Source organism: Streptacidiphilus rugosus AM-16, from assembly GCF_000744655.1.
GTDB lineage: Bacteria > Actinomycetota > Actinomycetes > Streptomycetales > Streptomycetaceae > Streptacidiphilus > Streptacidiphilus rugosus.
The window spans coordinates 4,660,533-4,684,052 of the sequence record NZ_JQMJ01000004.1; the positions used below are offsets into that span (position 1 = coordinate 4,660,533).

Consider the following 23,520-nt stretch of genomic DNA (forward strand, 5'->3'; position numbering starts at 1 on the left):
CTCTACTGCTGGGTACTGCTGAGCCCTACGTTACGCGGCGCCGACGATGTCCACGACGAAGACCAGGTTCGAGTTGGCCGGAATGCCCTGGTTGCCCTGCGCGCCGTAGCCGTCCGCGGACGGGATGGAGATCAGCACCCGGGAGCCGACGGTCTGGCCGACCAGCGCCTTGTCCCAGCCGGGGATGACCTGGCCCTTGCCGATCACGAAGCTGGTCGCGCCGCCGTGGTTCCAGGAGGAGTCGAAGACCGAGCCGTTGCTGAGCAGCGCGCCGGTGTACTGCGCGATGAGCTGCTGGCCGGCCTTCACCGCCGGGCCCTTGCCCTTGACCAGCACCGCGACGCCGAGCTTCTTCGGGTTCTTCTGGGCGGCGGTGATGGTGAAGCTGGCCGCGGCCTTGTCCTTGACGTTGGCGGTGGGCAGGTCCGCCGGGGCGGTCTGGGCGTCGCCCTGCGCGGTGGCGTCGTAGGGCACGCCCGCGGTGATGTCCATGACCATGACCAGCGTGTCATGGCAGGTGATCTTCAGCTGCGAGTAGCCCGCGTTGCCGAAACCGGCCGCCGGCGGGGCGACGACCAGGACCCGGCTGCCCACCTTCTGACCCTGGACCGCCTTGCTGAACATCGGCAGCATCGGGGTGGTGTGCTGGTTGTTGACGGCCGCGCCGCCACCGTCGGCGTAGGAGTTCTGGAAGGACTTGCCGCCCCAGGTCTGCCCGACGATGTTGAAGCCGACCACGTCGTCCGAGGTCACCGTGGAGCCGGTGCCCTGGGACAGGGTCTTGATCACGAACTTCCCGTCCGGGTCGCCCTTCGGCACCGTGATCGTGGCGCTCTTGCCGAACTCGCCGGCGACGGTCGGCAGCGTGCTGTCGCTGTTGACGACCGCGGGAACCGGCAGCTTGGCCGCGGCGGCGCTGCTGCTGGGGTCGGGGCAGGGGGCGGCGCTGCTCGCGGTGCCCGAGGCCTGCTTGCTGCTGCTCCCACAGCCGGTGAGCAGCAGCGCGGGCGCGAGAAGCAGCGCGGCAGCGAGTCGTCGGCGCACGGTGATCCTTAGAGGGTGAGCGGGTTCCGATGGTCCGCGCCACTCTATGGCCTTGCGCCGACTCCTCGCTGAGACCTCAGCCACATCACCGGTCACATTCCGGCTGTATTTCGGCCGGGAATGCGTCTCACATTCCGGCGATGAGCTTTTCCACTCGTTCGTCGACGGAGCGGAACGGGTCCTTGCACAGCACCGTGCGCTGCGCCTGGTCGTTCAGCTTGAGGTGCACCCAGTCCACGGTGAAGTCGCGGCGCTGCTCCTGCGCGCGGCGGATGAAATCGCCGCGCAGCCGCGCCCTGGTGGTCTGCGGAGGCACCGACTTGGCCTCGAAGATCTTCAGGTCGTCGCTGACCCGCTCGGCCTGCCCGCGGTTCTGCAGCAGGTAGTACAGGCCGCGGCGGCGGTGGATGTCGTGGTACGCGAGGTCGATCTGGGCCACGCGCGGGTGCGACATGCTCATGCCGTTCTTGGCCCGGTAGCGCTCGATCAGCTGGTACTTCATGACCCAGTCGATCTCGCGGTCCACCTTGGAGTAGTCCTCGGTGCGGATCGCCTCCAGGGTGCGGCCCCACAGGTCGAGCACCCTGGCGATGGTGCCGGAGCGGATGCCCCGGTTGTCCGCGAAGTCGCTCGCCTTCTGGAAGTACTCCTGCTGGATCTCCAGCGCGCTGGCCTCGCGGCCGTTCGCCAGCCGGACCAGCCGGGAGCCGGTCAGGTCGTGCGAGACCTCGCGGATCGCCCGGATGGGGTTCTCCAGGGTGAGGTCGCGCAGCACCGTGCCGGCCTCGATCATGCGCAGCACCAGGTCGGTCGCGCCGACCTTGAGCAGGGTGGTGGTCTCCGACATGTTGGAGTCGCCGACGATGACGTGCAGCCTGCGGTAGCGCTCGGCGTCCGCGTGCGGCTCGTCGCGGGTGTTGATGATCGGGCGGGACCGGGTGGTCGCCGAGCTGACGCCCTCCCAGATGTGCTCGGCGCGCTGGCTGACGCAGTAGACCGCGCCGCGCGGGGTCTGCAGCACCTTGCCGGCGCCGCAGATCAGCTGCCGGGTGACCAGGAAGGGGATCAGGATGTCGGCCAGGCGGGAGAACTCGCCGTGCCGGGCCACCAGGTAGTTCTCGTGGCAGCCGTAGGAGTTGCCGGCGGAGTCGGTGTTGTTCTTGAAGAGGTAGACGTCGCCCGCGATGCCCTCCTCGTGGAGCCGGCGCTCGGCGTCCACCAGCAGGCCCTCGAGGATGCGCTCCCCCGCCTTGTCGTGCGTCACCAGCTCGGCGACGTCGTCGCACTCGGGGGTGGCGTACTCGGGGTGGGAACCCACGTCCAGGTAGAGGCGGGCCCCGTTGCGCAGGAACACGTTGCTGCTGCGGCCCCATGACACGACACGGCGGAAGAGGTACCTGGCCACCTCGTCCGGGGACAGTCGTCGCTGCCCCCGGAACGTGCAGGTGACGCCGTACTCGTTCTCCAACCCGAAGATTCGGCGGTCCATGCCTAGTTGTTCACCTTCCCCGCCTGTTCGAAACCACTGGGAAGAGCTGCTGCTACTCCCCCTCGGTCGCCGCGGCCGAGGAACCGGCCTCCGGCTCCTGGTCGTCGTCGGAGGCGGCGCTGGCGTCGCCCTCCAGCAGCCGGCCGAGCTGGGTGCCCAGCAGCCGCTTGAACTTGCGCTGCTGCCAGCGGCCGCGGTCGAGCACCGCGACCTCCAGCTGATCCGGGGTCAGCGTGCGCGCGGCGCCGCCGTTCGGATCCCTGGCCAGGCCGTCGACGGCCAGCTTGAGCGCCTCGGGCAGCGTCATGCCCTCCTGGTGGCGCTGCTCCAGGTAGGTGGCGATGGACTCTGAGCTGCCGCCGACGGCGACGGTGCCGTGCTCGTCGACCACCGAGCCGTCCGGGGTGAGCCGGTAGATCTGGTCGTCCCCCGGGGTCCGACCGACCTCGGCCACCACCAGCTCGACCTCGTAGGGCTTCTCCCCGGTGGAGGAGAAGATGGTGCCCAGCGTCTGCGCGTAGACGTTGGCCAGGCCGCGCGCGTTGACGTCGGCCCGGTCGTAGGAGTACCCGCGCAGGTCGGCGTAACGGACGCCGCCGATGCGGAGGTTCTCGAACTCGTTGTAGCGGCCGACGGCGGCGAAGGCGATCCGGTCGTAGATCTCCGAGACCTTGTGCAGCGCGCGGGAGGTGTTCTCCGCGACGAAGACGATGCCGTCGGTGTAGGTGAGCACGACCACGCTGCGCCCGCGCGCGATGCCCTTGCGGGCGTACTCGGCACGGTCGGCCATGGCCTGCTGGGGTGAGACGTAGAACGGCGTCGACACCGGCGGTCGCCCCTTTTCTGCTTGTCGTTCGGTGAGGTGAGTGGGGGTCAGAGCAGCGGGGCCTGCGGCCCGTCCGGCTGCTCGAGCCGGTGGCCGAGGACCGTCTTGGCCACCTCGCCGACCTCGTCGTCGGCCAGGCGCCTGAAGCCCTCGTCGGTGATCACGGAGACGATCGGGAAGATCCGGCGCGTCAGGTCGGGCCCACCGGTGGCGGAGTCGTCGTCGGCGGCGTCGTAGAGCGCCTGGACGACCACCATGGCCGCCTGCTCGGCGGAGAGGTCGTGCCGGTAGAGCTTCTTCATCGAGCCCTTGGCGAAGAGCGAGCCCGAGCCCGTCGCCGCGAAGCCGGTCTCCTCGGAACGGCCGCCGGTGACGTCGTAGGTGAAGATCCGGCCCTTGCCCTGGTCCAGGTCGTAGCCGGCGAAGAGCGGCACCACGGCCAGGCCCTGCATCGCCATCCCCAGGTTGCCCCGGATCATCGTGGTGAGGCGGTTGGCCTTGCCCTCCAGGGAGAGCGAGGTGCCCTCGATCTTCTCGTAGTGCTCCAGCTCCAGCTGGAACAGGCGCACCATCTCGACCGCAAGACCGGCGGTGCCGGCGATGCCGACCGCGGAGTACTCGTCGGCGGGGAAGACCTTCTCGATGTCGCGCTGGGCGATGATGTTGCCCATGGTCGCCCGGCGGTCACCCGCGATCACCACGCCGCCGTCGAAGGTGGCGGAGACGATCGTGGTGCCGTGCGGCGCCTCGATCGGCGCCATGCCCACGGGCAGGGTGCGCCGCCCGGGGAGCAGCTCCGGCTGGTGGTCGGCGAGGAACTCGATGAACGAGGACGACCCCGGGGTCAAGAAGGCAGCCGGCAGACGCCCGGTGCTACCAAAGTTGGCTTCCACAGGTTCCCTTCCAGAGAGCGCCGCGTTGCAGGCGAAGCAGCGGATGCCTCGGACCCTACCCGTTTGGTGGTCGTGATCCACATGTTCCGCTCGGGCGGAAATCGGCGGAGCGGTGCCGGCAGTGCGACGAGGCCTTTTGCGGGCCGGTTTCGGCCGTCACTGCCGGCACGTCGAGCGTTCGACCTTCGAGTCGAAGGTCGGATCACTCGCCGCCCTTCTGAACGAACCCGCGCACGAAGTCCTCGGCGTTGGACTCGAGCACCTCGTCGATCTCGTCGAGGACCGCGTCCACGTCGTCGTCGAGCTTCTCCTTGCGCTCCTTGAGGTCGGAGGCCTCGTTGGCCTCGACTTCGGTCTCCTCGACCTCCTCCGAGGAACGGTTCGCCCGCTGCTGACCGCCGCCGGTGTCCTTGGTCGCCATTGCCCTCACCCCGCTCAGATACTCGATCGTTGCCTGGTTGTGCTGACTCGTCGCGCTGGTCAGACCCTATACACGAGGTGGCCGAGTTCGCCTCGTCTTCGGCCTGTAGTCGATGAACGTCGATCGTTGCCCGGATGATGCCCAACCGGATGCAGTTCACCCATCGTGCACGCCCGCCCGCGATCGGTTACGCCGAGCGCGTACACGTGTTCTCCGGGAACTTTCCCGATCAGCCTCCGCTGAGGACGCGCACCAGCTCCTCCGCCGTGCGGCAGCGGTCCAGCAGCGCCTTGACGTGGTTCCTGGTCCCGCGCAGCGGTTCCAGGGTGGGCACGCGCTGCAGGGAGTCCCGGCCGGGGATGTCGAAGATGACCGAGTCCCAGGACGCCGCGGCCACGTGGTCGGCGTACTGCTCCAGGCAGCGGCCGCGGAAGTAGGCGCGGGTGTCCTCCGGGGGCTTGTGTGCGGCCCGCAGCACCTCGTCGTCGTCCAGCAGCCGCTCCATCCTGCCGCGGGCCGCCAGGCGGTTGTAGAGGCCCTTCTCGGCCCTCACGTCCGCGTACTGGAGGTCGACCAGGTGCAGCCTGGCGTCGTCCCAGTCCAGGTTGTCGCGGCGGCGGTAGCCCTCGAGGATCTCCTTCTTGGCGACCCAGTCGAGCTGGCGCGAGAGCGACATCGGATCGCGCTCCAGCCGGCCGAGCACGTCCTCCCAGCGGTCCAGCACGTCGCGGGTCTGCTCGTCGGCGTCCTGGCCGTAGCGGTCCTCGACGTACTTGCGGGCCAGCTCGCAGTACTCCATCTGGAGCTGCACGGCGGTCAGCTTGCGGCCGCTGCGCAGCTGCACCAGCTGCTGCAGCGAGGGGTCGTGGGAGACCCGGTGCAGGGTGCGCACCGGCTGGTCGACGACCAGGTCGACGCTGATGAAGCCGTCCTCGATCATGGAGAGCACCAGCGCGGTGGTGCCGAGCTTGAGGTAGGTGGAGATCTCGGAGAGGTTGGCGTCCCCGATGATGACGTGCAGCCTGCGGTACTTCTCCGCGTCGGCGTGCGGTTCGTCGCGGGTGTTGATGATGGGCCGCTTGAGGGTGGTCTCCAGGCCGACCTCGACCTCGAAGTAGTCCGCCCGCTGACTGAGCTGGAAGCCCTGGGCCGAGCCGTCCTGGTTGATGCCGACCCGCCCGGCGCCGGTGACCACCTGGCGGGAGACGAAGAAGGGCGTCAGGTGGCGCACGATGTCCGCGAACGGCGTGGCCCGCTTCATCAGGTAGTTCTCGTGGGTGCCGTAGGAGGCGCCCTTGTTGTCGGTGTTGTTCTTGTAGAGGTGGATCGGCTGCGCGCCGGGCAGCTGCAGGGCGCGGTTGGCCGCCTCCTCCATGATCCGCTCGCCGGCCTTGTCCCAGAGCACCGCGTCACGCGGGTTGGTCACCTCGGGCGAGGAGTACTCGGGGTGGGCGTGGTCCACGTAGAACCGCGCGCCGTTGGTGAGGATGATGTTGGCGAGGCCGATGTCCTCGTCGGTCAGCTGGCTGGCGTCCGCCGCGTCCCTGGCCAGGTCGAAGCCGCGCGCGTCGCGCAGCGGGTTCTCCTCCTCGAAGTCCCAGCGGGCCCGCCGGGCCCGGTGCATCGCCGCCGCGTAGGCGTTGACCACCTGGGACGAGGTGAGCATGGCATTGGCGTTGGGGTGACCCGGAACGGAGATCCCGTACTCCGTCTCGATACCCATGACGCGCCGTACAGACATGCGGCCCTCCTTCGCGCTACCGCGGACGAACCGGTGCGGTAACCCGAGACTAGAACTGCGGGCTGACAACCGGGAGATCGCTGACACGAACGTCCGGCTGCGAGGGCCCACGGGCTCCCGCAGCCGGACGGTTTTCGGACTGTGCTGACCTGTGTGTTCCTGCTGGTCGTGCTTACAGGTACTGACCCGTGTTGGCCACGGTGTCGATGGAGCGGCCGGACTCGGCGCCCTGCTTTCCGGTGACCAGCGTGCGGATGAAGACGATCCGCTCGCCCTTCTTGCCGGAGATCCTGGCCCAGTCGTCCGGGTTGGTGGTGTTGGGCAGGTCCTCGTTCTCCTTGAACTCGTCCACGCAGGCGGCGAGCAGGTGGGAGACGCGCAGACCGCGCTGGCCGTGGTCGAGGTAGTCCTTGATGGCCATCTTCTTGGCCCGGTCCACGATGTTCTGGATCATGGCGCCGGAGTTGAAGTCCTTGAAGTACAGGACCTCCTTGTCACCGTTGGCGTAGGTGACCTCCAGGAAGCGGTTCTCCTCGGACTCGGTGTACATCCGCTCCACCACGGCCTGGATCATCGCGGCCACGGCGGCGTCGACCGAGCTGCCGTGCTCCTTGACGTCGTCCGGGTGCAGCGGGAGCGAGTTCTTGAGGTACTTGGAGAAGATGTCCTTGGCCGCCTCGGCGTCCGGCCGCTCGATCTTGATCTTGACGTCCAGGCGGCCGGGCCGCAGGATCGCCGGGTCGATCATGTCCTCGCGGTTGGAGGCGCCGATGACGATGACGTTCTCCAGGCCCTCCACACCGTCGATCTCGGCCAGCAGCTGCGGGACGATGGTGTTCTCCACGTCCGAGCTGACACCCGAGCCGCGGGTGCGGAAGAGCGACTCCATCTCGTCGAAGAAGACGATGACGGGCGTGCCCTCGCTCGCCTTCTCCCTGGCCCGCTGGAAGACCAGGCGGATCTGCCGCTCGGTCTCGCCCACGTACTTGTTGAGCAGCTCGGGGCCCTTGATGTTGAGGAAGTAGCTCTTCCCCTGGGGCCGGCCGGTGACCTCGGCGACCTTCTTGGCCAGCGAGTTCGCCACCGCCTTGGCGATCAGCGTCTTGCCGCAGCCGGGCGGGCCGTAGAGCAGCACGCCCTTGGGCGGGCGCAGCTCGTACTCCTTGAACAGGTCGGCGTGCAGGTACGGGAGCTCGACCGCGTCACGGATCTGCTCGATCTGCTGACCGAGACCGCCGATCTTGTCGTAGTCGATGTCCGGCACCTCTTCGAGGACCAGCTCCTCGACCTCGCTCTTCGGCACGACCTCGTAGACGTAGCCGGAGCGCGGTTCGAGCAGCAGCGCGTCGCCGGGGCGCAGCACGATGTCGCGCAGCGGTTCGGCGAGCCTGACCACCCGCTCCTCGTCCGTGTGCCCGGTGACCAGCGCGCGCTCGCCGTCCTCCAGCACCTCCTTGAGCGTCACGATGTCGCCGATGCTCTCGAACTCCATCGCGTCCACGATGTTGAGAGCCTCGTTGAGCATGACCTCCTGGCCGCGCCGCAGCTCGTCCAGCGGGACGCTCGGGCTGACGTTCACCCTGAGCTTGCGCCCTCCGGTGAAGATGTCGGCCGTCCCGTCCTCGTTGGCCGTCAGGAAGGTGCCGAAGCCGGCCGGCGGCTGCGCCAGCCGGTCGACCTCCTCCTTGAGGGCCACGATCTGGTCCCGCGCCTCGCGCAGCGTCGAGGCGAGCCGCTCGTTCTGGGCGGTGACGCCGTTCAGGTTGGTCTGCAGCTCGACAATCCGCTCTTCGAGGATCCTCGTGTGCCGCGTGGGCTCAGTGATCTTCCGGCGCAGGACTGCGATCTCCTGCTCCAGCATCGAGATCTGGTTCTGTGCCTCTTCAGAACCCCGTGCGGGCCTGCCGCCTCGGGCGTAGTCGTCTTCGTGGGCTGCCACGGTCCTCACCTCCTCCGGGGGGAGCTGACGCTTCCAGACCCTACCTGCGCCTGGGAGTGTTGAAACCCCTCTTGATCAAAACTCGGAAGGGGTGTGTCCGATCTTCACCCTTGCGCACGTCCCCTCAGGGAGGGCATACCCACTCGTTACGAGCTCGAAAGCGCTCAGTTGTAGTCTGGCCACGTCAGAAGCCATCGAGAAATGAGAATGGCGGCGCGGAATGTCCACCAGCACCGAAAGCGGGACCACGGCGGCGCTCGAAGTCTGGATCGACCAGGACCTGTGCACGGGTGACGGGATCTGCGTCCAGTACGCGCCGGAGGTGTTCGAACTCGACATCGACGGGCTCGCCTATGTGAAGGGCGAGGACGAGGAGCTCAGGGCCGAGCCCGGGGCGTGCGTGCCGGTGCCGTTGACGCTGCTTCAGGACGTGGCGGATTCGGCCAAGGACTGCCCCGGCGACTGCATCCACGTCCGCCGGGTGGCGGACCGGGTCGAGGTCTACGGACCCGACGCCGAGTAGCCCGCGTGATCGACCCGATCACGACGCGCCCGCGGCGCGCCGCCGACCGGTCGTCGAGCGATCGTCCAGCCCACCCCTCGTCGCGTGACGCAGATCACATGACGAGGGGTGAGTTGTGCCGGCGTCAGGACCGCCCCGCCACACGGGCGCACCGCCCGCACCTGACCTAGTCGGAGCGAGTTGTCCACAGGGCGGCCGCTCGGCCCCCATGCCCGTGCCCGTCTCGGCTAGCGTGAGGAACGCCGAGCGATCCGGGGGGAAGCATGGGCACCGACGGCCAGATCACGCACCTGCTGGCGGCCGCCGCCGTCATCCTGTGCGCCGCGCAGGTCGCCGGGCGCCTGGCGCGCCGCCTGCACCAGCCGGCCGTCATCGGCCAGCTCCTCGCCGGGCTCGCCCTCGGGCCGACGCTGCTGGGCCGGCTGCCCGGCGGGCTCACCCGCCTGCTGCTGCCCCCCTCGGTCTCGGCGGCCCTCTCCGGCCTGGCCCAACTGGCGCTGGTCGTCTTCCTCTTCGCGGTCGGCTGCGAACTGGACCTGCGGGTCGTCCGGCGGCGCACCCGGCTGGTGCTGAACGTCGCGGCGGCCGGCTTCGCGCTGCCTCTGGCCGTCGGCCTCGCGCTGGCCATCGGCTTCCACCGCGAGATCGCGGCGCTGGGCGGACCGCGCTCGCTGCAGCCCGGCCCGGTGCTGTTCCTCGGGGTGGCCCTGTCGATCACCGCCGTGCCGGTGCTGACCGCGGTGATCCGCGAGAACCGGCTGCAACAGACCAGGGTGGGCGTCGTCTCCCTGGCCGCCGCGGGTCTGATGGACGTGCTGGGCTGGGCCGTGCTGACCTTCGCGCTGCTCACGGCCGCGCCGCAGGGTCCGGCCTGGCCGTTGAGGCTGGCGCTGCTCGCCCTGCTGGTGCTGCTGCTGTTCGCGCTGCGCCCGCTGCTGCGACGGCTGCTGATGGGCACCGCCGGAGACCCTGCGCTCCGCCTCGGCCTGCTGCTCGGCCACGCCTGCGCGGTCGCCTGGGCCACCAGCGCGCTCGGCCTGCACAGCATCGTCGGGGCGCTGCTGGCCGGTGTCTGCCTGCCCCGCACCACCCCCGAGGGCACCGTCCCGGTCGTGGTGGTGGAACGCCTCCACGGGATCGGCGCGCTGCTGCTGCCGTTCTTCTTCGTGCTGTCGGCCCAGCCGGTGGACATCTCCGCGATCCCGCCGACGGGCCTGCTGGCGCTGCTGGTCGTGACCGTCGCCGGGATCACCGTCAAGGTCGCCGCCGGGGCGCTGGCCTCCCACGGCTCGGACCTCTCCGGGCGCGAGCGGCTCACCGTCGGCACGCTGCTGAGCACCCGCGGTCTGACCGAACTGATCGCCCTGAACGCCGGGGCGCAGGCGGGCTTCATCGGTGGCGCGCTCTACGGCGTGCTGGTGCTGATGGCCCTGATCACCACGATGGCGACGCAGCCACTGCTCGACGTGCTGCTCGGCAAGCGGCTCCCCGCCGCGGAACCGGTCCCGCGCCCGGTGTCGGACCGGGCGTCGGGCGGGGCCGCCGTCGGGTGAGCCCGGCCGGGCCCCTGCGGGACGCCGGCTCGGGCTCCGGCTCAGGCTTCGGGCTCGGTCAGACCTGGCTCTGGTTGGCGGTGACGACCGCCGCGCCCCAGCTGCCGTCGGCGCCGAAGGACCAGTCCAGCGTCTCGTGCACGTCCGGGCAGCAGTTCGGCACGGCGTTGGAGGAGTAACCGCTGACCACGGCGTGGATGCTGCCGTCGGACCGCATGGCCATGCTGGCGACGGTCAGCCCCTTCGCGGGGTCGAGCAGGCTGACCGCCTGCGCCGCGCCGGCCTTCAGCACGAAGAGTCCGTCCGGCGGGGTGCCGCCGCCCGCGTCGCAGCGTGCCGCGACGACGGTGACCGGGGTGCCGCTGCCGGGCAGGGTGGCCCCGAAGTGCTGGTCGATCCTGACCGGCTGTCCGGCGCAGTCCAACGGCAGCGTGGCCTTGGCCGGGTCGGGGGCGGCGGAGGCGCCGAGCGGGTGGGCGCTGCCCGAGGCGGCCTGCTGGGAGGCGCCGGCGGGGCCGACGACCAGCACGGTGCCGACCACGGCGGCGACGCCGGCGGCGGTGCCGAGCCAGTGCAGCGGTCTGCTCCTGGCATGCGCCGGGAGTCCTGCGGGGACGCTCGCGGACTCCTTCCCCGACCCGCTCGTCACTACGGCCTGGGCCGTCTCGCCGGACCTCTCGACCACCTGCACCACCAGGGCACACCCCGCTTCCCGCGCGTTTGTGGGGAGCATCGTCCCACAGTCCGGACGCGGGCAGAACAGCGGGGAAGCGACGATTCCGCCGCTTCCCCGCGTCTGTTCCGTGCGCGTGTCCCGCGCCTGCGTCCCGAGCCCGTCAGGGCCGGGCGGACGAACCGGTCAGTCCCGGTCGAAGTCCTCGACGTACTCCTCACCGGAGGCGTCCGCGCGCTGCTCGGCCAGCTTCAGGAAGCGGCCGGGCTTGACCTTCTCCGGAGCCTCCACCTCGCCGTAGGCGCCCTTCGCCGGACGGCGGCGGCGCAGCGGCGGCTCGACGCCGTCCGCGAGGCGGCGGGAGGTGAGCAGGAAGCCGGTGTGGCCGATCATCCGGTGGTCAGGGCGCACGGCCAGGCCCTCGACGTGCCAGTTGCGGACCATGGACTCCCAGGCCTGCGGCTCGGTGAAGGTGCCGTGCTCACGCAGCGCCTCGACGGTGCGCGAGAGCTGCGTCGTGGTCGCCACGTAGCAGCAGATCACGCCGCCGGGCACGAGCGCCTTGGAGACGACGTCCAGACACTCCCAGGGCGCGAGCATGTCCAGGATGACCCGGTCCACCTCGGTCTCGACCAGGTTGTCCTGGAGGTCGCCCAGGGTGAGCTTCCAGGCCGGGTGCGGGCCGCCGAAGTAGCGCTCGACGTTGCTGCGCGCGATGTCGGCGAAGTCCTCGCGGCGCTCGTAGGAGGAGAGCGAGCCGCTGTCCCCCACCGCGCGCAGCAGCGACATGCTCAGCGCACCGGACCCGACGCCGGCCTCCACGACGCGTGCGCCGGGGAAGACGTCGGCCATGGTGACGATCTGCCCCGCGTCCTTCGGGTAGACGACCGCGGCGCCGCGCGGCATGGAGAGGACGTAGTCGGGGAGCAGGGGGCGCAGCGCGAGGTACTGGGTGTTCCCTGTGGTGCGCACGACGGAGCCCTCGGGGGCCCCGATCAGCTCGTCGTGGGAGAAGGCACCCTTGTGGGTGTGGAAGGCCTTCCCTGCTTCGAGCGTGATGGTGTGGTGGCGTCCCTTGGGATCGGTGAGCTGGACCTGGTCCCCGACCTGGAAGGGCCCGCGTCGGCGGGCGGCGCCGGTCGGTTGAGTCATGCCCAGTAGTTTAGGTCCTGGCCGAGGGGCCCCCGACCAGGATCGGGTCCTGGCCGGACATCGCCCGGGCGAAGGCGCGCTCCACGTCGACGGCGGCGAGGACGCCGAGCGGGTTTCCTTCGGCGTCGCGGACCAGGTACTCGGCGGCGGGGGCGGCCCGCAGCGTGTCCAGCAGATCCTCCCCGGCCAGCGAGGAGTCGACGTAGCTGCCCGGCACGAGTGGCACGGAGACCTCGCTGACCTGCATCCAGGGCCGCCGGTGCTCGGGGATCGCACGGACCGCGCGTTCGCGCACCAGCGCGATCGGGGTGCCCGCGGAGTCGGTGACGATGATCCCGAGCGCCTCGGCGACCTCCAGCCTGCGCAGCGCCTCGGCCAGTGGGGTGTCGGCGGTGACGCTGACGGCTGGCCTGGTCAGCGCGGTGGCGCTCAGCTCGGGCAGGCGCTCGCGCAGCCGCGCGGTGCGCAGACTGCTGCCCGCGCCGTTCCAGATGATGGCGGCGAGCACCGCGCCGAGCACGGCGTCGGTGAGCAGCGCGCCGGTGCCCTGGTCCTGGTTCTGGGTGGCCGACCAGGTCGGCATGACGATCAGCACGGCGATCGCGAGGGCGCGCCCGGCCCAGGCCGCGGCCACGGTGCCGGTCATCGGGCGGCCGGTGAGCTTCCAGACCACCGCCCGCAGCATCCGGCCGCCGTCCAGCGGCAGGCCGGGCAGCAGGTTGAAGGCGGCGACCACGAAGTTGCTCAGCATCAGCGAGGTGACCAGCACGCCGGGCACGGTGGCCGGGGTCACGAACTGCATGACGCCCAGGAAGACGCCGCCGAGGACCAGGGAGAGCAGCGGCCCGGCGAAGGCCAGCCAGAACTCGCGTCCGGCGCTGTCCGCCTCCTTGGTGATCTCCGACACCCCGCCGAAGAACTGGAGCTGGATCCGGAGCACCGGGAGCTTGAAGCGCAGCGCCAGCACGGTGTGGGCCAGCTCGTGGATCAGCACCGAGCCGTAGAAGGCCACCGCGAAGAAGAGCGAGACCAGGTAGCGGGCGCCGCCGAGGCCCGGCAGCACGGCGTCGATCTGGCCGCCGAAGAGCCAGGTGATCAGCGCGGCGATGAGGAACCAGCTGGGCGTGACGTACACGGGCACCCCGAACGGGCGGCCCATGCGCAGCGCCCCGGTGGGCCGCTCCTCCGCGGGCTCGCCCGCTCCGCTGTCCCTGTCGTCGTCGGTTCCGCTCACGTCCGCCCCTCCGTACCCGTGCCCGCGCGCCACACGCTACGCGATCAGTCCCGCCGGGAGCGCGCGGCGGGCCGTCTCTTCGGTACTTACCCGCATGGTGTCGGTGCAAGGCCATAGGGTCGGACCCATGCAAGCCGCCGACCCGTCGACAGCCGACCCCGCGACCGCGCCGGACACCCCGCCGGACACCGACCCGGACGCGCCCGCCGTCTCGCTGCCCTCGTCGCTCTCCCCCTCCCGGGCGGGGGATTTCATGACCTGCCCGCTGCTGTACCGGCTGCGGGTGATCGACAGGCTGCCCGAGCCGCCGAGCCCGGCCGCGACGAAGGGCACGCTGGTCCACGCGGTGCTGGAGCGGCTCTTCGACGCCCCGGCCGGCGCCCGCACACCCGACGCGGCCCGGGCGCTGCTGCGCCCGGAGTGGGAGAAGCTGCTGCTGGAGCGGCCCGAGGCGGCCGAGCTCTTCCCTGCGGACACGGACGCCGCGGAGCTGGCCTCCTGGCTGGCCGAGGCGGAGAAGCTGCTCGACGCGTACTTCAGGATCGAGGACCCCAACCGGCTCCAGCCCGCCGAGCGCGAGCTGCTGGTGCAGACCACGCTCGAGTCTGGTCTGCTGCTGCGCGGCTACGTGGACCGGATCGACGTGGCGCCCACCGGCGAGGTCCGGGTGGTCGACTACAAGACCGGCCGGGCCCCCTCGCGGGACTTCGAGGGCAAGGCCATGTTCCAGATGAAGTTCTACGCGCTGGTGATCTGGCGCGAGCGCGGTGTGCTGCCCAAGCGCCTGCAGCTGGTCTACCTGGGCGGCGGCGGCCAGATCGTCAGCTACGACCCTGACGAGGCGGATCTGCTCGCCGTCGAGCGCAAGTTGCTGGCGCTGTGGAAGGCGATCCAGCAGGCGCTGCGCACGGGCGAGTGGCCGGCCAGTCCGAACCGCCTGTGCGACTGGTGCGCGCACAAGTCCCTGTGCCCCGCCTGGGGCGGTACGCCGCCTGCGTACCCTTTGGAGATCAAGACCGTTTTCGAGGGTGTGCCGGACCAAGCCCTGAACGAGCAGGCCTGAACGGCCGAGTGGAGCGTGCTGTGACGATCCGAGTGCTGCTGGTCGACGACCAGCCGCTGCTGCGCACCGGTTTCCGGATGATCCTGGAGGCCGAGGCGGACATCGCCGTGGTCGGCGAGGCCGGGGACGGCCAGCAGGCGCTCGACCAGGTCCGGGCGCTGCAGCCGGACGTGGTCCTGATGGACATCCGGATGCCGCGGATGGACGGCGTCGAGGCCACCCGCCGCATCGCCGGCCCGGGCCGGGACGGCCCGGCCAAGGTGCTGGTGCTGACCACCTTCGACCTGGACGAGTACGTGGTGGAGGCGCTGCGCGCGGGCGCCAGCGGCTTCCTGCTCAAGGACGTTCCGGCGGAGGAGCTGGTCCAGGCGATCCGCGTGGTCGCCGAGGGCGCCGCGATGCTCGCCCCGAGCGTGACGCGCCGGCTGCTCGACATGTACGCGGGCCGACTGCCCTCCGGCGACGAGGCCCCGCCGCCCTCGCTGGGCACGCTGACCGAGCGGGAGGTCGAGGTGCTCAAGCTGGTCGCCAAGGGCCTGTCGAACGCAGAGGTCGCCGGAGAGCTGTTCGTCAGCGAGACGACGGTCAAGACCCATGTGGGCCATGTGCTCACCAAGCTCGGCCTGCGCGACCGGGTCCAGGCGGCCGTCTTCGCCTACGAGAGCGGCCTGGTCCGTCCCGGCGGCAGCTGATCCCGCTCCCCCGCGGACGACAATCGCAGACGACGACGCGCGGGCGGCCGACCTCGGAAGGTCGGCCGCCCGCGCGGTTCCGGCTGTGGAGCGATCAGCTCGTGCCGATCAGCCACCAGCGGGCGGTGCCGGAGTTGTCGAGCGTCAGCGGCACGCCGGTGATGTCCGCCTGGGAGGCCGCGTACTGCTGGTTCGTCCAGATCGGGAGCACCGGGACGTCACGCGCGATGTCGTCCTGGATCTCCTTGTAGATCGGGCGCGCCTTGCTGCGGTCGTCGACGGCGAGACCCTGCTTGATCAGGCTGTTGATCTGGTCGTTGCTGTAGCTGTTGTACAGCGCGCCCGGCGCCGGGCCGGAGACCATCGGCGAGATGTAGTCGTCGGGGTCGAGGTAGTCGGCGGACCAGGCGACCATGAACGCCTGGAAGTTGCCGGTGTCGAGGACCTTCTTCGACATCTCGGAGAAGCCACCGGCGAAGCCCTGCGTCGACACCTTGAAGACACCGGAGGCGTTCAGCTGATCGGCGATCATCTGGACCTCCTTCTCCTTGGCCGCGTCACCCTTACCGAAGGAGAGGGTGAACGGGATCGGGAGCGTCTGGCCCGCGTTGATCAGCCCGTGCTTGATCTGGCTGAGGCTCTGCTTCGGCACCATGTACTTCGCCGAGGAGAACGACTCGGACTCGTCGGTGATACCGGAGGGCATGACCGAGTAGGCGGGCGTGACCGTGTTCTGGTACGCGTCGCTGATGATCTTGTCCCGGTCGATCAGCTGGGCGACCGCCTGACGCACCTTGACGTTCTTGAAGACGCCCTTGGCCGTGTTGAAGGACATGAGACGGACCGTGCCGCCGGGGCCCTGGGCGACCTGCAGGCCGGAGCCGAGCTGCTGGTTCCCCTGCATCGAGACGATGTCGCTGGCGTTGAGGTCCTGGATGACGACGTCGACGGCCTTGGTGTCGAGCGCCTTCTTGGTGCCGACCTGGTCCGTGTAGTACTTCAGCTCGACGGCCGAGTTGTGCGGGGCCGACGCCGCGCCCTGGTAGTTCGGGTTGAGCGAAAGCTTCACGTCGACCGGCTGCTTGCCGGAACCGAGGTCGGCGAAGTCCACCGAGTCGACCTTGTAGCGGCCCGAACCGACCACGCCGGTGAAGTCGCTCGGCTCGGCGGCGGTCCCGGAGAAGACCTTCGGGTCGACGATCGAGGCGACGCCCGAGGCGAGACGGTCGGTGAGCGTGGCGTCCGGCTGCGTCAGGTGGAAGGTGAACTGGGTGCTGCTCTGCACGTCGATCGACTTGATCGAGCTGAGCAGCGTCTCGACGCCGGTCTTCGACTTGATCTTCGCGACCCGGTCGAGGGAGAACTTGACCGCCGCCGCATCCAGCGGGTCGCCGTTCGAGAACTTGAGCCCGGAGCGGAGCGTGCAGCTCACGGTCAGGCCGCCGTCGGTCGGCGTGGCGCAGCCGTTCGTCGTCAGCGCGTCCGGCGTGGGCACGTTGGAGCCCGGCGCATAGGTGTAGAGGCTCTGGTAGATGTTGTAGTACACCTGCCAGGAGCCCTGGTCATAGGCGTTCGCCGGGTCCAGCGTGGAGTAGGCGTTGGCCGAGCCGACCTTGATGGTCACGTTCGGAGCGCCCGCCACCGGTCCGGTCGACTTGGAGGACCCGCAGGCGGTGGTCGTGGCTATCAGGCCGACGCAGCTGAGCGCTGCCACCCGCTTGAGTGCTGACATGTGTCCTTCTTCTCCTTGCCGGCGCTGAGGGTCGCCGCCACGCCGCGATCAACCGCGACACCACGAGAAGGGGTGCCGTCGGGATTCGGGCAGGGTCGATCGTTGGGTAGCCTGCCATACGATCGCACGAAGGCGCAGTCGCCCTTTACCTAGGGTTCCTTCAAGGTCTCGAAAATGCGCCGGAATTGACGTCGAGTGCACCCATAAGTCCGTTTTGGCGTTAGCAGGTAGTTACCTTCGGGAGTCCGGAACTCCACCCTGGGCCCGCCACGGGCGACGGCTCAGCCGTCGCTCAGAAGGGCCCGCAGCAGCGCCGTGTCGACACCCTCCAAGGACCCCCGCACGGTGGTGCGCGGACCCGCCTCGATGGCCGTCACCGACGGCACCGCGAGGACATGACAGCCCGCCGCCTGACCCGAGCGGACCCCCGTCGGCGCGTCCTCGATGACGACGCAACGGGTGGGATCCGCGCCCAGCCGCGCGGCGGCCAGCAGGTACGGGTCCGGGTACGGCTTGGTCCTGGCGATCTCGTCGCCGGCGACGGTGAAAGCGAAGAAGTGCGCCCCCAGGGTCAGCAGCACCTGGTCGATGATCCGCCGGTGCGAGGCGGAGACCAGCGCGGTCGGCACCCCTTGGGCGGCGAGGTCCGCCAGCAGTGCCTTGGCCCCCGGACGGACCGGCACACCCTGTCCGATCAGTTCGACGAAGCGCTCGTTGATCAGGGCGCTCAGCCGCTCGGGCGTCAGCGGCGCACCGGAGACCCTGAGCAGGTGGTCCACCACCCGCGTCATCGGTCCGCCGACCACGATCTCGCGCTCCTCGACGCCGATCGGGTGACCCAGCTCCGCCAACAGGGTCGACTCGGCCTCCCACCAGAAGTCCTCGGTGTCCACGAGGGTGCCGTCCATGTCGATCAGGACGGCCTGGAGGGTGCGCGAGGCGACTGTGGTCACGGGCGGTTCCGCCTTCGTTCGGTGCGTCGGGGCCGATCGGGCCGGCCACTGTGACAGTGACCGGCCCGAATGGGTCCTACAGCTTAGTCCAGTGCGAGCGCGAAGGCTCACCGGGCGTTGAAGTACTTCGCCTCCGGATGGTGGATGACGATGGCGTCGGTGGACTGTTCGGGGTGCAGCTGGAACTCCTCGGACAGGTGAACACCGATGCGTTCGGGGCGGAGGAGTTCGGCGATCTTGGCGCGGTCCTCGAGGTCGGGGCAGGCGCCGTAGCCCAGCGAGAAGCGGGCCCCGCGGTACTTGAGGGCGAACATGTCGCGCATGTCCTTGGGGTCCTCGGAGGAGAAGCCGAGTTCGGCGCGGACCCGGGCGTGCCAGTACTCGGCCAGGGCCTCGGCGAGCTGGACGGACAGGCCGTGCAGCTCCATGTAGTCGCGGTAGGAGTTCGCGGCGAACAGCTCGTTGGCGGCCTCGGAGATCCGGTTGCCCATGGTGACGACCTGCAGGGCGACGACGTCCTTCTCGCCGCTCTCCTCGGGGCGGAAGAAGTCGGCCAGGCACAGGCGGCGGCCGCGGCGCTGGCGGGGGAAGGTGAAGTCGGTGCGTTCCTTGCCGTCCTCGCCGAGCACGACCAGGGTGTTGCCGCGGGCGACGGCGGGGAAGTAGCCGTAGACCACCGCGGCCTCCAGCAGGCCCTCGGTCTGCAGCCGGTCCAGCCACATCCGCAGCCGCGGCCGCCCGTCGGACTCGACCAGCTCCTCGTACGAGGGGCCTCCGGTCCGGGCGGCCTTCAGTCCCCACTGGCCCTTGAACAGGGCGTCCTCGTCCAGCCAGGAGGCGTAGTCCGCCAGCGGGATGCCCTTGACGATGCGGTCGCCCCAGAACGGCGGGGAGGGGACGGGGTTGTCGGCGGCCACGTCGGAGCGGGTGGTGGTCTCCTCCGGCTCGGCGACCTCCACGCGCGCGTGGCGGCGCTGCTTCAGCTCGGGCAGGACCGCGCCCGGGACGCCGCGCTTGACGGCCATCAGCGCGTCCATCAGCCGCAGGCCCTCGAACGCGTCGCGGGCGTAGCGGACCTCGCCCTGGTAGATCTCGTGCAGGTCCTGCTCGACGTAGGCGCGGGTCAGGGCCGCGCCGCCCAGGATCACCGGGAACCGTTCGGCCAGGCCGCGCTGGTTGAGCTCCTCCAGGTTCTCCTTCATGATCACCGTGGACTTCACCAGCAGCCCCGACATCCCCACCACGTCCGCGCGGTGCTCGGTCGCGGCCTCCACGATCGCCGCGACCGGCTGCTTGATCCCGATGTTGACCACGTGGTAGCCGTTGTTCGACAAGATGATGTCGACCAGGTTCTTCCCGATGTCGTGGACGTCGCCCTTGACCGTGGCCAGCACGATGGTGCCCTTGCCCTCCGCGTCGGACTTCTCCATGTGCGGCTCCAGGTAGGCCACCGCCTTCTTCATCACCTCCGCCGACTGCAGCACGAACGGCAACTGCATCTGACCGGACCCGAACAGCTCACCGACCGTCTTCATGCCCTCCAGCAGCACCTCGTTGACGATCTCCAGCGCCGGCCGCACCGCCAACGCCTCGGTGAGGTCCTCCTCCAGGCCGTTGATCTCACCGTCCACGATCCGCGCCTGCAGCCGCTCCTCCAGCGGCAGCGCCGCCAGCTCCTCCGCCTTCCCCGCCCGCACCGACGCCGCACTGACCCCCTCGAACAACTCCAGGAACCTCGCCAGCGGGTCGTACCCCTCCCGGCGCCGGTCGTGGACCAGGTCCAGCGCCACCTCGCGCTGCTCCTCGGGGATCCGGGCCATCGGCAAGATCTTCGCCGCGTGCACGATCGCCGAATCCAACCCGGCCTCCACACACTCGTGCAGGAACACCGAGTTCAACACCATCCGCGCCGCCGGCGAGAGCCCGAAGGAGATGTTCGACAACCCCAGCGTCGTCTGCACCTGCGGATGGCGGCGCTTCAACTCCCGGATCGCCTCGATCGTCTCGATCCCGTCCCGCCGCGACTCCTCCTGCCCCGTCCCCAGCGTGAACGCCAGACAGTCGACCAGGATGTCCGACTCCCGGATCCCGAACCGCGCCCCCAGATCACCGATCAACCGCTCCGCGATCGCGACCTTCTTCTCCGCGGTCCGCGCCTGCCCCTCCTCGTCGATCGTCAACGCGATCAACCCCGCACCGTGCTCGGCCGCCAGCGCCGCGATCCGCCCGTACCGGGACTCGTCCCCGTCGCCGTCCTCGAAGTTGACCGAGTTCAGCACCGCCCGCCCACCCAGCAGCTCCAGGCCCGCCCGCAACACCTCCGGCTCCGTCGAGTCCAGCACGATCGGCAACGTGGAGGCGGTGGCCAGACGGCCGGCCAGCTCCTTCATGTCCGCCACACCGTCACGACCCACATAGTCCACACACAGATCCAGCAGGTGCGCACCCTCCCGGATCTGCTCCCGCGCGATGTCGACACACCCCTGCCAGTCCCCCGCGATCATCGACTCACGGAACTTCTTCGACCCGTTCGCATTCGTCCGCTCACCGATCGCCAGATACGAGGTGTCCTGCCGAAACGCCACCGGCTGATACAGCGAAGCGGCGGCGGCCTCGGGCTGGGGGCTGCGCGCCGCGACCGGACGCCCCTGCACCCGCTCCACCACCGCCCGCAGGTGCTCGGGCGTCGAGCCGCAACAGCCGCCGACCAGGGAGAGGCCGTACTCGCGGGTGAACACGTCGTGGGCGTCGGCCAGCTCGGCCGGGGTCAGGGGGTAGTGCGCGCCGTCCTTGGTGAGGATCGGCAGACCCGCATTGGGCATGCAGGAGAGCCCGACCCTGGCGTGCCGCGCCAGGTAGCGGACATGCTCGCTCATCTCGGCGGGGCCGGTGGCGCAGTTGAGGCCGATCAGGTCGATGCCCAACGGCTCCAACGCCGTCAGCGCCGCGCCGATCTCGGAGCCGAGCAGCATCGTGCCGGTCGTCTCCATCATCACCTCGGTGATGATCGGGAGGGTGAGCCCCGCTTCCGTCAGCGCCGCCTTCACGCCCAGAACGGCCGCCTTCACCTGCAAAAGGTCCTGACTGGTCTCGATCAGCAGCGCATCCGCACCACCCGCGATCAGACCCGCCGCGTTCTGCCGGAACCCCTCCCGCAACGCGTCGAACGCGATGTGGCCCAGCGTCGGCAGCTTCGTCCCCGGCCCGATCGAACCCAGCACCCACCGCTGACGCCCGTCCCCGGCCGCGAACCCGTCCGCCACCTCACGCGCCAGCCGCGCCCCGGCCTCCGACAACTCGAAGATCCGATCCGCGATGTCGTACTCCGCGAACGCGGACAGGTTGCAGCCGAACGTGTTCGTCTCCACACAGTCCACGCCCACGGAGAAGTAGGCCTCGTGCACCGCCCGCACGATGTCGGGGCGGGAGACGTTCAAGACCTCGTTGCAGCCCTCATGGCCCTCGAAGTCCTCCATGGTCGGGTCCTGCGCCTGGAGCATCGTTCCCATGGCCCCGTCGGCCACGACCACACGCGCGGCCAACGCCGCACGGAGCGCGTCGGCGCGCTCTTGGGGGGCAGGAGGGACGAAAACGGCCATGGTGAGCTCCCTGTGTGCGACGGCTGTCGGCTTTGCGCCCGCACCAACGCGGGCGCACGAGGCCCAGCGTATGTCAGGGGTGCGCGCAAGCTCCTTCGAGTTCCGCCAGGTGGGACGAGCCCGAAGGGACGCCTGCTCAGCGGCGGCAGGTGTGGCGAGTGCATCCGGTAAAAGGAATGGTTGCCCGTACGCTGGGCACTTACAGTCCGTGGGGCGGGCTCAGCCGGGCCCGACCCAGGCAAGTGGAGGGAGGCCCCGGGGTGATCGAGCTTGCGGACGTGCCCGAGCTCATCGACCCGGTCATGGTGGCCGCGTTCGAGGGCTGGAACGACGCGGGGGACGCCGCCTCCACCGCCGTCGCTCATCTGGACGAGACCTGGGGCGGGAAGGAACTCGCGGAGCTGGACGCCGAGGACTACTACGACTTCCAGGTGAACCGGCCCACCGTCTGGATGGAGGGCGGGGTCCGCAGGATCACCTGGCCGACCACGCGCCTCTCCGTCGTCCGGGTGACGGAGCCGAAGACCAGGGACCTGGTGCTGGTCCGCGGCATCGAGCCGAGCATGCGCTGGCGCAGCTTCTGCCAGGAGCTGCTGGGCTTCGCCCACGAGCTCGGGGTGGAGATGGTGGTGATCCTGGGCGCGCTGCTCGGCGACACCCCGCACACCCGGCCGGTCCCGGTCAGCGGCGTCACCTCCGACCCTGACGTGGCCCGCTCGCTGGAGCTGGAGGAGAGCCGCTACGAGGGCCCGACCGGCATCGTCGGCGTGCTCCAGGAGGCCTGCGCGCACGCCGGCATCCCGGTGGCGACCTTCTGGGCCGCGGTACCGCACTACGTGGCCCAGCCGCCGAACCCGAAGGCGACCCTGGCGCTGCTGAACAAGGTCGAGGACCTGCTCGACATCCGGGTGCCGCTGGGCGAGCTGCCCGACGACGCGCGGGCCTGGCAGCTCGGGGTGGACCAGCTGGCCGCGGAAGACAGCGAGGTCGCCGAGTACGTGCAGCAGCTGGAGGAGGCCAAGGACACGGTCGACCTGCCGGAGGCCTCGGGCGACGCGATCGCACGCGAGTTCGAGCGCTATCTGCGCCGCAGGGACAACCAGCCGCCCAAGGCCGGCGACTGAGCGCGACGCACGACCGCACCCCCTTCCGGGTGGATTGCCCGGCGATGGCGCACGCCCGCCCGGAAGGGTGAACTCGGGCGATCATCCAAGTGACCCGAGCCGGAGAGGTGCCCTCCGGTAAACATTCGGCCAACAAACCGCCTGCCTGCGGCTACTCCATGCAGGTGATCTGACCGTTTTTCACACATTCGAGCAGTCGTGCGAGCCATTAGGTCGACAAAGCCCACAACTACCTGCCGTGACACTCTCCTCAGCAGGCACGTTGTGGGCTTACGGTATGCGTCATGACCTCCCGCTCCTACGACGGAGTCGGTTACTACGCTCCGTCCTTCGCCTCGGACACCCCCATCTACGACAGCCTCGTGGCTGAGCGGGGGGTCCCGCAGATCGCGCCGATCAACGTGCCCGCGGCCCTGCCGTCGGCGTACGACAGCTTCGGCTCGTCGTCCTACGGTTCCTCGTACGGTTCCCCCTCGTACGGGTCCTCGTTCGGCTACGGCAGCAACCTGCCCGCTGCGCCCCCCGCGCCGCGGCTGGCCCTCGGCCCCGGACCGAGCAGTCCCAGCTACACCCCGCCCACGCCGGTGCCGGCGCAGTACCCGGCCCCGCAGCCGTACATCCCGCAGCAGCCCTCCTACGGCGGCCAGTACTCGGCCCAGGGCGGCGGCTACAACACCCCGGCCAACGGCACCCCGATGCCGCCGGTCAGCCCCCTGCGCCCGGCCTACCCCTCGGCCCCGTCGCAGTACGGGCAGTCGCAGGCCCCGTCCCAGGGCGGCTACACCCAGCCGCCGTCGCAGTACTCCCAGCAGTACCCGCAGCAGCGGGGCTACTGACACGCCCAGCTGACGCCCGGGTGCCGGCCCCGC

At 70.0% G+C, this 23,520-nt stretch carries 18 protein-coding genes and 1 pseudogene; 6 read left to right on the plus strand and 13 right to left on the minus strand.

Annotated elements, in window-relative coordinates; all coding sequences use genetic code 11:
* Positions 1 to 30: 30 nt before the first annotated feature.
* From BS83_RS30290 to arc, 7 genes are all read right to left on the minus strand, one after another.
* Complete coding sequence (locus tag BS83_RS30290) at positions 31 to 1,044, minus strand: FKBP-type peptidyl-prolyl cis-trans isomerase (protein WP_037606611.1); 1,014 nt, start codon at positions 1,042 to 1,044, stop codon at positions 31 to 33.
* Between the two features lie 127 nt (positions 1,045 to 1,171).
* Positions 1,172 to 2,533: a Pup--protein ligase gene (gene pafA, locus BS83_RS30295; protein ID WP_037606613.1), complete on the minus strand. Its 1,362-nt coding sequence runs from the start codon at positions 2,531 to 2,533 to the stop codon at positions 1,172 to 1,174.
* A 52-nt stretch (positions 2,534 to 2,585) separates the two neighbouring features.
* Positions 2,586 to 3,359 (minus strand): proteasome subunit alpha, encoded by a 774-nt coding sequence (prcA, locus tag BS83_RS30300; protein ID WP_037606614.1) that lies wholly within the window; start codon positions 3,357 to 3,359, stop codon positions 2,586 to 2,588.
* A gap of 47 nt (positions 3,360 to 3,406) precedes the next feature.
* On the minus strand, positions 3,407 to 4,252 hold the full coding sequence (gene prcB, locus BS83_RS30305) for a proteasome subunit beta (protein WP_037606616.1): 846 nt from the start codon (positions 4,250 to 4,252) through the stop codon (positions 3,407 to 3,409).
* A gap of 202 nt (positions 4,253 to 4,454) precedes the next feature.
* Positions 4,455 to 4,673, minus strand: a complete 219-nt coding sequence (locus tag BS83_RS30310) for a ubiquitin-like protein Pup (RefSeq protein ID WP_037606618.1) — start codon at positions 4,671 to 4,673, stop codon at positions 4,455 to 4,457.
* A gap of 229 nt (positions 4,674 to 4,902) precedes the next feature.
* The gene (gene dop, locus BS83_RS30315) at positions 4,903 to 6,414 is read right to left on the minus strand and encodes a depupylase/deamidase Dop (protein ID WP_037606620.1); all 1,512 of its coding nucleotides are present in this window, start codon (positions 6,412 to 6,414) and stop codon (positions 4,903 to 4,905) included.
* Between the two features lie 172 nt (positions 6,415 to 6,586).
* Positions 6,587 to 8,353 (minus strand): proteasome ATPase, encoded by a 1,767-nt coding sequence (gene arc, locus BS83_RS30320; RefSeq protein ID WP_037606621.1) that lies wholly within the window; start codon positions 8,351 to 8,353, stop codon positions 6,587 to 6,589.
* Between the two features lie 220 nt (positions 8,354 to 8,573).
* Between arc and BS83_RS30325 the strand changes: the two genes are divergently transcribed.
* Positions 8,574 to 8,876: a ferredoxin gene (locus BS83_RS30325; RefSeq protein WP_037606623.1), complete on the plus strand. Its 303-nt coding sequence runs from the start codon at positions 8,574 to 8,576 to the stop codon at positions 8,874 to 8,876.
* Positions 8,877 to 9,139: 263 nt separating this feature from the next.
* Positions 9,140 to 10,429, plus strand: a complete 1,290-nt coding sequence (locus BS83_RS30330; RefSeq protein WP_051944345.1) for a cation:proton antiporter — start codon at positions 9,140 to 9,142, stop codon at positions 10,427 to 10,429.
* Positions 10,430 to 10,487: 58 nt separating this feature from the next.
* Here the strand turns inward: BS83_RS30330 and BS83_RS30335 are convergent, their stop codons facing one another.
* The 3 genes from BS83_RS30335 to BS83_RS30345 form a co-directional block, all read right to left on the minus strand.
* Positions 10,488 to 11,162, minus strand: a complete 675-nt coding sequence (locus BS83_RS30335) for a hypothetical protein (protein WP_157597370.1) — start codon at positions 11,160 to 11,162, stop codon at positions 10,488 to 10,490.
* Between the two features lie 126 nt (positions 11,163 to 11,288).
* Positions 11,289 to 12,254, minus strand: a complete 966-nt coding sequence (locus BS83_RS30340) for a tRNA (adenine-N1)-methyltransferase (protein WP_051944347.1) — start codon at positions 12,252 to 12,254, stop codon at positions 11,289 to 11,291.
* 10 nt (positions 12,255 to 12,264) lie between these two features.
* Positions 12,265 to 13,488, minus strand: a complete 1,224-nt coding sequence (locus BS83_RS30345; RefSeq protein ID WP_063774256.1) for a site-2 protease family protein — start codon at positions 13,486 to 13,488, stop codon at positions 12,265 to 12,267.
* 127 nt (positions 13,489 to 13,615) lie between these two features.
* Here BS83_RS30345 and BS83_RS30350 point away from each other — a divergent pair, with 127 nt between their 5' ends.
* The gene (locus BS83_RS30350) at positions 13,616 to 14,551 is read left to right on the plus strand and encodes a RecB family exonuclease (protein WP_051944348.1); all 936 of its coding nucleotides are present in this window, start codon (positions 13,616 to 13,618) and stop codon (positions 14,549 to 14,551) included.
* Between the two features lie 20 nt (positions 14,552 to 14,571).
* Positions 14,572 to 15,243 carry a response regulator gene (locus BS83_RS30355; RefSeq protein WP_037606624.1) on the plus strand — a complete coding sequence of 224 codons (672 nt, stop codon included), beginning with the start codon at positions 14,572 to 14,574 and terminating at the stop codon, positions 15,241 to 15,243.
* A 94-nt stretch (positions 15,244 to 15,337) separates the two neighbouring features.
* On the opposite strand, the gene BS83_RS30360 is transcribed toward BS83_RS30355, so the two are convergent.
* From BS83_RS30360 to metH, 3 genes are all read right to left on the minus strand, one after another.
* Complete coding sequence (locus tag BS83_RS30360) at positions 15,338 to 16,975, minus strand: ABC transporter substrate-binding protein (protein ID WP_037606626.1); 1,638 nt, start codon at positions 16,973 to 16,975, stop codon at positions 15,338 to 15,340.
* A gap of 281 nt (positions 16,976 to 17,256) precedes the next feature.
* Positions 17,257 to 17,928, minus strand: a complete 672-nt coding sequence (locus tag BS83_RS30365; RefSeq protein ID WP_037606628.1) for an HAD family hydrolase — start codon at positions 17,926 to 17,928, stop codon at positions 17,257 to 17,259.
* 107 nt (positions 17,929 to 18,035) lie between these two features.
* The gene (gene metH / locus BS83_RS30370) at positions 18,036 to 21,527 is read right to left on the minus strand and encodes a methionine synthase (protein WP_037606630.1); all 3,492 of its coding nucleotides are present in this window, start codon (positions 21,525 to 21,527) and stop codon (positions 18,036 to 18,038) included.
* A gap of 260 nt (positions 21,528 to 21,787) precedes the next feature.
* On the opposite strand from metH, the pseudogene BS83_RS30375 reads away from it, so the two are divergent.
* Positions 21,788 to 22,636: pseudogene (locus BS83_RS30375) on the plus strand (PAC2 family protein); the annotation flags it as partial.
* Between the two features lie 299 nt (positions 22,637 to 22,935).
* On the plus strand, positions 22,936 to 23,487 hold the full coding sequence (locus BS83_RS30380; protein ID WP_037606633.1) for a DUF6643 family protein: 552 nt from the start codon (positions 22,936 to 22,938) through the stop codon (positions 23,485 to 23,487).
* Positions 23,488 to 23,520: the final 33 nt, after the last annotated feature.

What these genes read in the sequence shown, in the direction of transcription:
- pafA (WP_037606613.1), bottom strand. Translation starts at nt 2,533, where the DNA reads ATGGACCGCCGAATCTTCGGGTTGGAGAACGAGTACGGCGTCACCTGC.
- BS83_RS30310 (WP_037606618.1), bottom strand. Translation starts at nt 4,673, where the DNA reads ATGGCGACCAAGGACACCGGCGGCGGTCAGCAGCGGGCGAACCGTTCC.
- dop (WP_037606620.1), bottom strand. Translation starts at nt 6,414, where the DNA reads ATGTCTGTACGGCGCGTCATGGGTATCGAGACGGAGTACGGGATCTCC.
- BS83_RS30325 (WP_037606623.1), top strand. Translation starts at nt 8,574, where the DNA reads ATGTCCACCAGCACCGAAAGCGGGACCACGGCGGCGCTCGAAGTCTGG.
- BS83_RS30330 (WP_051944345.1), top strand. Translation starts at nt 9,140, where the DNA reads ATGGGCACCGACGGCCAGATCACGCACCTGCTGGCGGCCGCCGCCGTC.
- BS83_RS30335 (WP_157597370.1), bottom strand. Translation starts at nt 11,162, where the DNA reads ATGCTCCCCACAAACGCGCGGGAAGCGGGGTGTGCCCTGGTGGTGCAG.
- BS83_RS30340 (WP_051944347.1), bottom strand. Translation starts at nt 12,254, where the DNA reads ATGACTCAACCGACCGGCGCCGCCCGCCGACGCGGGCCCTTCCAGGTC.
- BS83_RS30350 (WP_051944348.1), top strand. Translation starts at nt 13,616, where the DNA reads ATGCAAGCCGCCGACCCGTCGACAGCCGACCCCGCGACCGCGCCGGAC.
- BS83_RS30360 (WP_037606626.1), bottom strand. Translation starts at nt 16,975, where the DNA reads ATGTCAGCACTCAAGCGGGTGGCAGCGCTCAGCTGCGTCGGCCTGATA.
- metH (WP_037606630.1), bottom strand. Translation starts at nt 21,527, where the DNA reads ATGGCCGTTTTCGTCCCTCCTGCCCCCCAAGAGCGCGCCGACGCGCTC.
- BS83_RS30380 (WP_037606633.1), top strand. Translation starts at nt 22,936, where the DNA reads ATGACCTCCCGCTCCTACGACGGAGTCGGTTACTACGCTCCGTCCTTC.